Annotated in this window: 12 protein-coding genes; 6 read left to right on the forward strand and 6 right to left on the reverse strand. The window is 70.0% G+C overall.

The annotated features are described in order from the left end of the window. Positions 1-104: 104 nt before the first annotated feature. The 3 genes from FFK22_RS09580 to FFK22_RS09590 all read right to left on the reverse strand — a co-directional run bounded on the left by FFK22_RS09580 (position 105) and on the right by FFK22_RS09590 (position 2,746). Positions 105-1,001, reverse strand: coding sequence for a class I SAM-dependent methyltransferase (locus FFK22_RS09580; RefSeq protein WP_138885846.1), 897 nt, complete (start codon positions 999-1,001; stop codon positions 105-107). Further along, positions 998-1,810 carry an MBL fold metallo-hydrolase gene (locus tag FFK22_RS09585; protein WP_221938498.1) on the reverse strand — a complete coding sequence of 271 codons (813 nt, stop codon included), beginning with the start codon at positions 1,808-1,810 and terminating at the stop codon, positions 998-1,000. The genes FFK22_RS09580 and FFK22_RS09585 overlap by 4 nt, the downstream gene beginning before the upstream one ends. A gap of 207 nt (positions 1,811-2,017) precedes the next feature. Then, complete coding sequence (locus FFK22_RS09590) at positions 2,018-2,746, reverse strand: response regulator transcription factor (protein ID WP_186002395.1); 729 nt, start codon at positions 2,744-2,746, stop codon at positions 2,018-2,020. Between the two features lie 54 nt (positions 2,747-2,800). Between FFK22_RS09590 and FFK22_RS09595 the strand changes: the two genes are divergently transcribed. Then, the gene (locus FFK22_RS09595; RefSeq protein WP_138885843.1) at positions 2,801-3,301 is read left to right on the forward strand and encodes a L,D-transpeptidase; all 501 of its coding nucleotides are present in this window, start codon (positions 2,801-2,803) and stop codon (positions 3,299-3,301) included. Here FFK22_RS09595 and FFK22_RS09600 read toward each other — a convergent pair. Continuing rightward, complete coding sequence (locus FFK22_RS09600; RefSeq protein ID WP_138885842.1) at positions 3,288-3,986, reverse strand: YggS family pyridoxal phosphate-dependent enzyme; 699 nt, start codon at positions 3,984-3,986, stop codon at positions 3,288-3,290. The two genes, FFK22_RS09595 and FFK22_RS09600, sit on opposite strands and share 14 nt — an antisense overlap. A gap of 483 nt (positions 3,987-4,469) precedes the next feature. On the opposite strand from FFK22_RS09600, the gene FFK22_RS09605 reads away from it, so the two are divergent. From FFK22_RS09605 to holA, 5 genes are all read left to right on the forward strand, one after another. Continuing rightward, positions 4,470-5,642 (forward strand): porin, encoded by a 1,173-nt coding sequence (locus FFK22_RS09605; protein ID WP_138885841.1) that lies wholly within the window; start codon positions 4,470-4,472, stop codon positions 5,640-5,642. 75 nt (positions 5,643-5,717) lie between these two features. After that, positions 5,718-6,260 (forward strand): DUF3576 domain-containing protein, encoded by a 543-nt coding sequence (locus FFK22_RS09610; protein ID WP_138885840.1) that lies wholly within the window; start codon positions 5,718-5,720, stop codon positions 6,258-6,260. A 103-nt stretch (positions 6,261-6,363) separates the two neighbouring features. Further along, the gene (leuS, locus tag FFK22_RS09615; protein ID WP_138885839.1) at positions 6,364-8,943 is read left to right on the forward strand and encodes a leucine--tRNA ligase; all 2,580 of its coding nucleotides are present in this window, start codon (positions 6,364-6,366) and stop codon (positions 8,941-8,943) included. Beyond that, on the forward strand, positions 8,930-9,433 hold the full coding sequence (gene lptE, locus FFK22_RS09620) for an LPS assembly lipoprotein LptE (RefSeq protein ID WP_138885838.1): 504 nt from the start codon (positions 8,930-8,932) through the stop codon (positions 9,431-9,433). The genes leuS and lptE overlap by 14 nt, the downstream gene beginning before the upstream one ends. Then, positions 9,430-10,455, forward strand: coding sequence for a DNA polymerase III subunit delta (gene holA, locus FFK22_RS09625; protein ID WP_138885837.1), 1,026 nt, complete (start codon positions 9,430-9,432; stop codon positions 10,453-10,455). The genes lptE and holA overlap by 4 nt, the downstream gene beginning before the upstream one ends. Positions 10,456-10,608: 153 nt before the next feature. Here the strand turns inward: holA and FFK22_RS09630 are convergent, their stop codons facing one another. Together FFK22_RS09630 and FFK22_RS09635 are read right to left on the reverse strand one after the other, a co-directional pair. Beyond that, positions 10,609-11,517, reverse strand: a complete 909-nt coding sequence (locus FFK22_RS09630; protein ID WP_138885836.1) for a ParB/RepB/Spo0J family partition protein — start codon at positions 11,515-11,517, stop codon at positions 10,609-10,611. Then, positions 11,514-12,320 carry a ParA family protein gene (locus tag FFK22_RS09635; protein WP_138885919.1) on the reverse strand — a complete coding sequence of 269 codons (807 nt, stop codon included), beginning with the start codon at positions 12,318-12,320 and terminating at the stop codon, positions 11,514-11,516. Before FFK22_RS09635 ends, FFK22_RS09630 begins: the two co-directional genes overlap by 4 nt. Between the last annotated feature and the right edge of the window lie 12 nt (positions 12,321-12,332).

Genomic DNA, 12,332 nt, shown 5'->3' on the forward strand with positions numbered 1-12,332 from the left:
GAGCCCCGAAGGGGCGTGGCCATCCAGCGGCACCGGCCTCTGGATGGCCACGGCGCTGCGCGCCTCGCCATGACGAAAAAGGGCCGGAGAGACCGTGTCGAAGCCTACAGATACGCCAGCGGCTGTGAGGCCTTCTCCAGCCACAGGCTGGTCTCGGGCGTGCCGTCGCGCAGCGGCAGCTGGCCGATCACGGTGCGCGACACCGCCTCGGCCATCCGCGTCGCCGCGTAGTGGCTGGCGAAGACCGGCTTGAAGCCGCCGCCGGTCAAGAGCGCCGCCACGAGCTGCTGCTCGTTGTAGCCGCGCCAGCCCCATGCGTCGGGATAGGGATCGGGCAGGCAGATGTCGTGGATATGCACCAGCACCCCGGGCGCCAGGCAGGGCAGCACCTGGTTGACCAGGAAGTCCACATCGGTGCCGGGCATGGCGATGTGGCTCGAATCGATGAACAGGATGTCGCCTTCGGCCAGGTCGCGATACGGCTCGGTCCCGGCCTCCTGCACCGTCTGCTCGAGATGGGTGATGCCGAGGTCGGCGATGCTGGCCCGCGGGGCGGGGTCGATGGCGGTGAACTCCAGCGCCAGGTCGCCATCGACCGCCGCCCGGATCATGAAGCGGGTGGAATGGCCGGAGCCGACCTCGACGATCCGCGCCGGTTGCCGCGCCCGCACCATGGCATAGGCCGCGGCGGCGTCCAGCCGGGCGAACCAGCCCTGGTTCCAGCGCGGCTGCGGCGGCGGCGATTCGCGCTCGGTCGCGCCGATCGCCAGCAGGCCGTCGCGATAGCCTTCGATGACGTCGAGCACGGCCTGGAACACCGGCTCGGAGGCGCGGAACAACGCCTCGTGCCCGGCATAAGGCAGGAGCGTGTCCGGCACCTCGTCGGCGTAGCTGCAGGGGATGAAGAAACCCTTCGGCTGGCGGCCGAACAGGGTGGCGAGGCCCAGGCGCCAGCGTCGCAGGCGGCGGCCGAAATCAGGGGGGACGGTGTGCGAGCTCAAGGGTGCAACGTCATGCCTTCGTGCGCGACCAGCGTGCCGGGACGCCGGCGGTCGGCGGCATCCGCGATCCGGTCCAGGAACGCGTCATCGTGATTGGGATCGTGGTGGAACAGCACGACCCGGCCGACATCGGCGGCATCCGCGAGGCGGAGCGCCTCCTGCCAGGTCGAATGGCCCCAGCCGACAAATCTCGGATACTCCTCATCCGTGAACATGGCGTCATACACCATGATGTCGGCGCCGCGAACGAAATCGGCGATGACCTGGTCCACCCCGTCCGGCCGGTGCTCGGTGTCGGTGATGATGCAGATGCTCTTGCCCCCGACATCGATGCGATAGCCGCAGGCGAGGTTCGGGTGGTTGAGCCAGCAGGTGTTGAGCGTGATGCCCGGGAAGGGCTCCATCGGGGTGCCGCAGTCGAAATCGTGATACTCGCAGTCCTGGAAGACGCCGATCGGCACCGGGAACAGCGGCGCCATCATCGTCTCGCACAACACCGAATAGATCGATTTGTTCTGCGGTTTCAGGTGGCCGGCCCAAAACCGCACCTTGCGGCCCTTGGCATAGGCCGGCTTGAAGAACGGCACGCCGCAGACATGGTCCCAATGGGTGTGGGTGAAGAACACGTCGACATCCGGCCGCCCCTCCTCCATCAGCCGGTGGCCGAGGTCGCGCAGGCCGGTGCCGCCGTCGATGACCAGGAGGTCGTCGCCGCGCCGGATCTCGATACAGCTCGTGTTCCCGCCGTAGCGCATGTTGCAGGAGGCCGGGCAGGCGATGCTGCCGCGAACACCCCAGAACCGGAGCATAAGGTCGCTCGTCGTCTTCGCCATAGGCGCGTCAGTCTGACTCTCGGCGCGCGGGAAACCATCCGTCACGTCCGAGGACGCCGGCGGAGGAAACTGTCGCGCACCGAGTCGCATGAGTCGAGAAAAAAGGTCTTTTCGACATATTGATGATGAAACACGGCCGGGAGCCGGTGTCTGTGTCGCCCGTCACAGGATGTATCGCCCAAGTCACGGCCCTTTCTCCTCGCCCGGCTCCTGCCCGCCCAGGGCATAGCCGCCGGGGACGGTCAGCAGCAGCGCCGGCCGCGCCGGGTCGGCCTCGATCTTGCGCCGCAGACGATAGATATGGGTCTCCACCGTGTGGGTGGCGACCCCGGAGGCATAGCCCCAAACGGCATCGAGCAGGGCGTCGCGCGGCACGGTGGTGCCACCGTGCCGGCGCAGATGGCGCAGGATCGCCGCCTCCTTGGCGGTCAGCCGGATCTCCCGCCCGTCGGCCGTGTGGATCAGGCGCAGGCCGGTGGGGTCGAAACGGTAGGGGCCGAGATCGGGGTCCGGCCGGGCCTGGCCGCGCCGGGCCAGGGCGGCGCGCAGGCTGGTCAGCAGGACGCCGATCCGGATCGGGGGGCGCAGCGTCGCATCGGCGTCGGCGAAGCGCTCGGCCCGGTCGCCGATCGCCAGGATCGGCCCGGCCAGGCCGGAGTCGCGCAGCCGGCCGCACAGCGTCTCCGGCCCCGGCTCGGCTCCCCCATCGTCGACGATCGCGTCGTCGATGATCGCGGCGGCGAAATCGCCGCCGGCCACCGCCGCCTCGGCCGCCGCCGCTTCCGCCACCGCCGTGGCGGCGAAATCGGACGATGCCGCGAACTGCTCGCCCAGCAGCGCGCGCAGCGCGCTGTTGCCGCAGGCGAGAAGAAGCCGTTTCCTGGCGTCAGGCGTGTCGGATGCGATGGCCATGGGTCGGCAATCTAGCACGACCGCCGGCATTGGCGACCGAGAGGAGGCGAAGCGGTGGAGGTGGTGGTTTCGGCGGAGGGATGGATCGACTGGGGCGCCGGCCGAAGGAGCTGCGCCCTGGGCAAGGGCGGCGTGCGGCCGGACAAGCGCGAGGGCGACGGGGCGACGCCGACCGGGCGGTTCCCGCTGCGCCGGGCGCTGTACCGGCCGGACCGCGGCCCGGCCCCTGCGACCGCCCTGCCCTGCGCCGCGATCGCACCCGGGGACGGCTGGTGCGACGACCCCGCCGACCCGGCCTATAACCGCCCGGTCCGCCTGCCGCACCCGGCCCGGCACGAGCGGATGTGGCGGGACGATGCGCTGTACGACCTGGTGATCGTGATCGGCCACAACGACGACCCGCCGGTCGCCGGCCTCGGCAGCGCCGTGTTCGTCCACCTCGCCCGGCCGGATTGGGGCCCGACCGAGGGCTGCGTCGCCCTCGCCCGGGCCGATCTGCTCGAGCTCTTGGCCGCCGCCGCGCCCGGCGATTCGCTGGTGATCAGGCAGCCGTAGTCCGGGGCGGCGGCGCGATCCGGGTGCCGAACAGGGCAGTGCCGACCCGGACATGAGTGGCGCCGTAGCGCACCGCGGTCTCGAAATCGTCGCTCATCCCCATGCTCAGCACCGGCAGGCCGAGCCGCCCGGCCAGGTCGGCCAGCAGCGCGAAATGCAGCGCCGGCGGCTCCTCCACCGGCGGGATGCACATCAGGCCGCGCACCGCCAGGCCGCACTCCTCGGTGCACAGGCGGTAGAGATCCTCGGTCTCGCGCGGGATCACGCCGGCCTTCTGCGGCTCCTCGCCGGTGTTGACCTGGAGCAGGCAGTCGAGCCTGCGCCCGGTCGCCGCCATCGCCTCGGCCAGGGCGCGCGCCAGCTTCGGGCGGTCGACCGTCTCGATCACGTCGAACAGCCGCACCGCATCCTTGGCCTTGTTGGTCTGCAGCGGCCCGACCAGCCGCAGCTGCAGGTCCGGCCAGGCGGCGCGGCGCCCGGCCCAGCGGCCCTGCGCCTCCTGCACCCGGTTCTCGCCGAACACCCGCTGGCCGGCGGCGAGGGCAGCCTCGATGCGGTCCTCCGGCTGGACCTTGGAAACGGCGACGAGGGTGACCGCGGCGGGGTCGCGGCCGGCGGCCCGGGCGGCGGCCTCGATCCGCGATCGGAGCGAGGCGATCGCCTCGGCGAGTGTGATGGTCGTCATGCCGCCAGAATCCGGCACAACGATGCCGGATTGCAACGCCCGCGGCGCGGGTTCGGCCCGGTGTTGCCGACGGCGGCGGCGGTCGCCGGCCGGGGCGGACCGCGGAGTCCCGCAGGTGTGATGGCCGTCATACTGCGACAATCCGGCACAACGATGCGGCTTTGCAACGCCTGCGGCCGGGCGCCGCACGCCGCGGGCTGTCTCCTGCCGCCACCGGATCATCGTTCGGCCGCTCCCGATTTGCCAAGCATACCGCCGGTCGCGGACGACCCGCCGCGAGTCCGGCGGGACCGTTCCCATCGCATGTTGCAATGGAACCACACGTCCGAGCTTTTGTGACTTCTGTGCAACTTGCGGATTGTCGGGTGGCATGGCTGCCCCGTATAACCTGCAGATCGACGCCATTCGCACCCTGGCTGTGGTGTCGTCTTCGAGGGGACATCTAAGGGACATCCGGCCGCTCGGCCGCGTTAGGAGGTAGGAATGAAGAAGATTCTGCTGGGTGGGACGGCGCTGGCCGCTGCCGCGCTGGTCGCGATGCCGGCGCTGGCGGAAGACAAGGCGGTGACGTCCGGCCTCGAGATGAAGATCAGCGGCTTCGTCGCTTGGGAAGCCGGCCTGATCATCGGCTCGAGCGACGACGGCCGCGACCGCGAGTATGATTTCAACTCGAACGGCCGTCTGCAGTTCGACATCAAGAACGTCACGGATTCCGGCCTCGAATACGGCGCCCGCATCCGTATGAACAACGTCAACCGGCGCCAGGACGTCACGGTCGACCGCCAGTATGTCTATTTGAAGGGCGAGTTCGGCACGGTCACCCTGGGCGATTCGCCGCAGGTTGCCGGTGACTTCGGCTACTTCTTCGCGCCCGACGACATTCTGAACTCGCAGGGCGGCTACGGCGACAACCTGGACGGCAACTACCGCTACGGCGGTGGTGACTTCTTCTCGCTCGACCCGACCTACCATTCGGGCCTGGATAAGAGCACCAGCGTCAAGTACTCGTCGCCGAGCATCGGCGGCTTCGTCTTCGCGGTCGGCTTCACTCCGGTGATCTCGGACGAGAAAAACCTCAGCAACGGCACCCAGGGCCGGGACGACCTGTTCAACGGCGGCCAGGTCTACGAGAACGCCATCAGCGGCGGCATCGGCTACGAGGGCGAGTTCGACGGCACCAGCGTCAAGGTCCGTGGCACCGCCGCCTATGCCAACGGTATCGACAACCATTGGGACCTCGAGACCTACAGCGCGGGCGGCCAGGTCGGCTTCGGTGGCATCGTCGGCAGCCTCGTCTGGGTCGGCACCCCGAGCGGCTTCGGCGCGGGCGCGACCGATAAGAACTTCGACACCATCGGTTTCGGCCTCGGCTACAGCATGGGTGCGCTGAACTTCGGTCTCGGCTATGCCTACACCTGGGCCGCCAAGAACAACGACCTGTCCGGCACGGGCGGTAGCGACCTCTTCGACCTGAAGGACAACCACGTCGCGGCCGCGACTGTGAACTACACCCTGGCGCCGGGCCTGAACACCTACGCCGAGGTGGTCTACGAGATCCAGAACTTCCGCAAGCAGGAGATTAATGGAGTCGTCGTCAACAGCTCAGACTCCTGGGAACAGGCGACGTTCCTGACCGGCGTCTCGGTCGCGTTCTGATCGAACCGATAAAAAGCTAGCCTTCGAGAGGGGAGCGGCTATCATGCCGCTCCCTTTTTCTATCTGGCCCCGCCCATGCCGCCGAGAGTTCTGATCGCCCTGGCGACGGTTGCCCTGTCGCTCGCCGCCTGCTCCTCCGACGAGGGCATCAAGGTCGGCCCCAGCCCGGAGCTGGGCCCGTCCCGCGAGCGGACGCCGCCGGACAATCAGAGCATCTTCGGCTCGGGCGGCCTGACCTTCGGCGCCGGCGCCGACAAGAAGCAGGATCTTGGCGAGGGCGCGGTGCTCGGCGTCAATGCCTATCTGTGGCGCGCCAGCCTCGACACCGTGTCCTTCATGCCGATCAGCAGCGCCGACCCGTTCGGCGGCACCATCGTCACCGACTGGTACACGGCGCCGAACGCGCCCGGCGAGCGCTACAAGCTGAACGTCTACATCCTCGGCCGTGAGCTGCGCTCCGACGGCGTCCGGGTCAGCGTGTTCCGCCAGGTCCAGGGCCGGGGCGGCTGGGCCGATGCCGCGGCGCCGACGACCATGGCGAGCGCGCTCGAGGACACCATCCTGACCAAGGCGCGGCAGCTGCGCATCACCGGCCTGCAGACAGACGCGGCCCAGTAACGCCGGGACGCGGCTGACGGGTTTTGGATCGCAGGGCGCCGCGGGATTGATCCCCGGCGCCCTTTCCCTGTAAATGCCTGGGTTCGCAGGCACAGAGACCGAAATGTCCCGCTACAACCACCGAGAGACCGAAGCGCAGTGGCAGGCCGTGTGGCGGGAGCGCGGCACCTTCCGGCTCGAGACGCTCGGCGACCGGCCGAAATACTACGTGCTGGAGATGTTCCCCTATCCGTCGGGGCGCATCCATATGGGCCATGTCCGCAACTACACGCTGGGCGACGTGGTGGCGCGGCATCGCCGGGCGCTGGGCTTCGACGTGCTGCACCCGATGGGCTGGGACGCCTTCGGCCTGCCGGCGGAGAACGCGGCGATCGAGCGCGGCGCCCATCCGGCCGCCTGGACCTATGAGAACATCGCGGCGATGCGCAGCCAGCTGCAGTCGATGGGCCTGTCGCTGGACTGGGATCGCGAGATCGCGACCTGCCATCCCGACTACTACCGCCACGAACAGAAGATGTTCCTGGACTTCCTCGCGGCCGGCCTGGCCTACCGCAAGGACTCCTGGGTCAACTGGGACCCGGTCGAGAACACCGTCCTGGCCAATGAGCAGGTGATCGACGGCCGCGGCTGGCGCTCCGGCGCCCCGGTCGAGCGGCGCCGCCTGAACCAGTGGTTCCTGCGCATCACGGAATATGCCGACGACCTGCTGGCGGCGCTGCCGACGCTGGAGCGTTGGCCCGAGCGCGTGCGGCTGATGCAGGAGAACTGGATCGGCCGGTCGGTCGGCGCCCGCGTCACCTTCCCGCTGCAGGGCCGCAGCGACGGGCTGGAAATCTTCACCACCCGGCCGGACACGCTGTTCGGCGCCAGCTTCTGCGCCGTGTCGCCCGACCACCCGCTGGCCGAGGAGATCGGCCGCGCCAGCCCGGCCGTGGCCGAGTTCGTCGCCGAATGCCGCCGCAGCGGCACCAGCGAGGCGGCGATCGAGACTCAGGAGAAGCGCGGCATCGACACCGGCGTGCGCGCCGTCCACCCGCTGGACCCGAATGTCACCGTCCCGGTCTACGTCGCCAATTTCGTGCTGATGGAATACGGCACCGGCGCCATCTTCGGCTGCCCGGCGCATGACCAGCGCGATTTCGACTTCGCCCGCGCCTACGGCCTGCCGATCATTCCGGTGCTGTGGCCGACCGGGGCGGACCGGCCCGACGGCGCGACCATGGCCGAGGCAATGGTCACGTCCGACGGCGTCTACGCCTACGATCTGGGCCCGCTGACGCCCGATCGGCCGGTGTCGGTGGACGAGGCCAAGGACATCGCCATCGCCGCCCTGCAGCAGCGCCAGGCGGGCGAGGGGACGGTGCGCTACCGGCTGCGCGACTGGGGCGTGTCGCGCCAGCGCTACTGGGGCTGCCCGATCCCGATCATCCATTGCGAGCATTGCGGCATCGTGCCGGTGCCGGAGGACCAGTTGCCGGTGACCCTGCCGGAGGATGTGACCTTCGACCAGCCGGGCAACCCGCTGGACCGGCACCCGACCTGGAAGCACGTCGCCTGCCCGAGCTGCGGCGGGGAGGCCCGGCGCGAGACCGACACCTTCGACACCTTCTTCGAATCCTCCTGGTACTTCGCGCGCTTCTGCTCGCCGCGGGCCAAGGGCGCCTTCGATCGCGCCGCGGTCGACCGCTGGCTGCCCGTCGACCAGTATGTCGGCGGCATCGAGCATGCGGTGCTGCACCTGCTGTATTCGCGCTTCTTCGTCCGGGCGCTGAAGCGCTGCGGCTATCTGGGGATCGACGAGCCCTTCGCCGGGCTGTTCACCCAGGGCATGGTCACGCACCAGACCTATCGCGACGCCCAGGGCGCCTGGCTGTACCCGACCGAGGTCAGCCGCGACGACCAGGGCGTCTGGACGACCCTGGCTGGCGGCGCGCCGGTCACGGCCGGCCGCATCGAGAAGATGTCGAAGTCCAAGCGCAACACGGTCGACCCGCAGGTGATCATCGACACCTACGGCGCCGATGCGGCGCGGCTGTTCATCCTGTCCGACAGCCCGCCGGACCGCGACATGGAATGGACCGAGGCCGGCATCGAGGGCGCCTGGCGCTATCTGCAGCAGCTGTGGCGGCTGGTCACCGAGGCCCCGGTGGCGCTGCCCGCGGCCGGGTCGCCGCCGCCGAACGGCTTCAGCCCCGCGGCTGAAGGGCTGCGCCGGGCGCTGCACAAGACCATCGCCGGCGTGGGCGACGATCTGGAGCGCTTCCACTTCAACAAGGCCGTGGCCCGCATCCGCGAGCTGACCAACCTGGTCGGCAAGATCGACGGGACAGGGCAGGGCGAGGCCTGGGCGCTCCGCGAGGCCTTCGACGGCGTGATCCGGCTGATCGGCCCGATGGTGCCGCATGTCGGCGAGGCGCTGTGGCAGCATCTGGGCCATGACGGGCTCCTGGCCGACGCGCCCTGGCCGAAGGCCGATCCGGCGCTGCTGGTCGACGACACCGCCACGGTCGCGGTCCAGGTCAACGGCAAGCTGCGCGCCACCATCCTGCTGCCGCGCGACGCGGACGAGGCGACGGCACGCGAGGCCGCGCTGGCCGACGCCAACGTCGCCCGCGCGCTCGAGGGCCGCACCGTCCGCAAGGTCATCGTCGTCGCGAACAGGATCGTCAATGTCGTGGGCTAGACTCGCAGCACCGCTGCTCCTGATCCTCGCGCTCGGCGCCTGTGGTCTCAAGCCGCTCTACGGCACCAACTCGGTCGGCACGGCGATGTCCGACCGGCTGGGGCAGGTCAATGTCGGCGTCATCGGCGACCGGTCGGGCCAGATCCTGCGCACCGAGCTGATCCGCAGCCTGAATCCGCAGGGCAGGCCGGCCCAGCCGGCCTATGACCTCGGCGTCACCCTCGCCGAATCGCAGCAGGACGTGAACCTGATCAGCGACCTGACCACGACCCGTCGGAACCTGACGATGACGGCGAGCTTCGTGCTGACCGACCGCAAGACCGGCCAGCCGGTCTTCTCCGACTCGGCCAGCGAGATCACCAGCTACAACATCCTAGCCGACCAATACACCACCCTGGTCGGCGAGCGCGATGCCCGCGAGCGGGCGCTGCGGTCGCTCGGCGAGGACATCCGCACCCGCCTCGCGCTCTATTTCGACCGGCATCCGTGAAGCTGCCGCCGAACCGGATCGACAGCTTCGTCCGGCGGCCCGATCCCGGCATCCGCGCGGTGCTGCTGTACGGCCCGGATGCCGGCGCCGTGCGCGACTATGCCGACACGCTCGCCCGCGGCGTGATCGACCCGCCGACCGACCCGTTCCGCGTCGCCGAGCTGGCAGCGGCCGAGATTGGCCGGGACCCGTCCCGGCTGGTCGACGAGGTCTTCGCCCTGTCGCTGATCGGCGGCCGGCGCCTGGTGCGGGTGCGCGATGCGACCGATGCGGTGGCGCCGGCGCTGGAGGCCGCGCTGCAGGGCGGCGAGACCGACACGCTGATCGTGCTGGAGGCCGACGAGCTGACGCCGCGATCGGCCCTGCGCAAGCTGGCGGAGGCGGCCGACGGAGCCGCGGCCATCGCCTGCTACATGCCGGATGAGGAGGCGATCGGCCGCTTCATCCATCGCCTGCTGGCCGAGGCGAAGGTCTCGGCCGATGGCGAGGCCGAGCACCTGCTGGCCGCATCGCTGGTCGGCGACCGCCAGATCGCCCGGCGCGAGATCGAGAAGCTGATCGCCTATGCGGGCGAGGGCGGGCGCGTCGATGTCGAGGCGGTGCGCGCCTGCATCGGCGACGCCACCGAGCGGTCGCTGGACGACCTGGCCATGGCGGTGGCCGATGGCGACCTGCCGGGCCTCGACCGCGCGCTCAACCGGCTGCTGTCCGAGGGCGGCGAGGCCATCGGAATATTGCGCGCGGTGCAGCGCCACTTCCTGCGGCTGCACCAGCTGGCGGTGATGATCGACAGCGGCGACGCGCCGGATGCGGCCATGGCGGCGCTGCGGCCGCCGGTGTTCTTCAAGGCCAAGCCGGCGATGCGCACCCAGGTCCGGCGCTGGAACCAAGCCCAGATCGGTGAGGCGCTGCGCCGGCTGATCGACGCCGAGGCCGAATGCAAGCGCACCGGCCGCCCGCCGGAGACCATCTGCGCCGCGACGCTGCTGCGCATCGCCCGGGCCGTGGCACGAAAAAACTGAACGATTTCAGATAGTTATATTGCTTCCGGCACCCCGTTTCTGTCATTGCCGGGCTTGACCCGGCAATCCAGAGGGTCTCGACAGCTCCTGGATGCCCGGGTCAAGCCCGGGCGTGACAATGGGCGAGGGCGCGGCGTGACCGCGCCGCCGCCCCTACCACTTCTCCTTCGTGCCGCGCAGCCGCATCAGCAGGGCGCCGAACTGGTCGAGGTTGCTGTACTGGATGTGGACCGTGCCGCTGGTGTTGTCGCGGGTGTCGATCTTCACCTTGAAGCCCAGCCGGGTCTCGATGTCCTGCTCCATCGCCACGATGTTCGGGTCGCGCACCGCCGGCCGGGACGGGGCAGGGGGCTGATCGCGGGCGTCGCGGGCCAGCTGCTCGGTCTGGCGGACGTTCAGCCCCTTGGCGATCACCGTCCGCGCCGCCGCCTCCGGGTCCGGGCAGCCCAGCAGCGCCCGGGCATGGCCCGCCGTCAGCAGCCCTTCCTGCAGTTGGGCCAGCACCGTGTCCGGCAGGTCGAGCAGCCGCAGCGTGTTGGCGATGTGGCTGCGGCTCTTGCCCACCGCCTGGGCCACATCCTCCTGGGTCAGGCTGAAATCGGCGATCAGCCGCTGATAGCCCTCGGCCTCCTCCAGCGCCGTCAGGTCCTGGCGCTGGACGTTCTCGATGATCGCGATCTGCAGCGCCTCGCGGTCCGACATCGGCCGGACCACCACCGGGACCTCGTGCAGCTTGGCCTTCTGCGCCGCCCGCCAGCGGCGCTCGCCGGCGATGATGTGGTAGCGGTCGGCCTTGCCCTCGACCGGCCGCACCAGGATCGGCTGCAGCACGCCCTGGGTGCGGATCGACTCGACCAGCCGGTCCATTTCGCCCTCGTCGAACTTCCGCCGCGGCTGGAACGGGCCGGGGCTCAGGAACTCGACCGGCAGGCTGCGCGGCGCCCGCGGCTCGCCGCCGGCGCTGGCGGCGGCGATATCGGCCTCCTCGGCCTCGCCGAACAGGGCGTCGAGGCCGCGGCCCAGGCTGGGGCGGCGGCGATGGCTGTTCTCGGTTGCGCTCATGCCGCGCTCCTCTGCTCTTCGCGCTTCAGCATCTCGGCGGCGAGATGGACATAGGCCTGGGCGCCGGAGGAGGCGAGGTCGTAGACCAGGACCGGCTTGCCATGCGACGGCGCCTCGGAGACGCGGACGTTCCGCGGGATCACCGTCTCATACACCTTGGCCCCGAGATGCTGGCGCACGTCGCGCGCCACCATGTCGGAGAGGTTGTTGCGCCGGTCATACATGGTCAGCACGATTCCCTGCATCTCGAGCGCCGGGTTGAAGGCCTTGCGGACGCGCTCGATCGTCCGCATCAGGTGGCTGAGCCCCTCCAGCGCATAGAATTCGCATTGCAGCGGCACCAGCACGGCATCGGCCGCGGTCAGCGCGTTGAGGGTGAGGAGGCCGAGCGAGGGCGGGCAGTCGATCAGCACATAGTCGTAGCTGTCGGCATGGGGCCTGAGGGCGCTGCGCAGCCGGTATTCGCGCCGCACCGCCTCGACCAGCTGGACCTCGGCGCCGGCGAGGTCGACCGAGGCCGGGATCAGGTCCAGCCCCGGCACCTCGGTGGCCACCGCCGAATCGGCGACGCTGGTGGTGCCGAACAGCAGGTCGTAGGAGCCGACGCCGCGCTTCGCCCGCGGCAGGCCGAGGCCGGTGGAGGCGTTGCCCTGCGGGTCGAGGTCGATCGCCAGCACGCGCTTGCGCACGGCGGCCAGCGCGGTGGCCAGGTTGATCGCCGTGGTGGTCTTGCCGACACCGCCCTTCTGGTTGGCGATGGCGATGGTGCGGGTGAGGCGGGGCGTGTCGGCCACCGGAGTCATGGTTGTCAGCTG

This window comes from Mycobacterium sp. KBS0706 (assembly GCF_005938675.2).
Classification (GTDB): Bacteria; Pseudomonadota; Alphaproteobacteria; order DSM-16000; family Inquilinaceae; genus Inquilinus.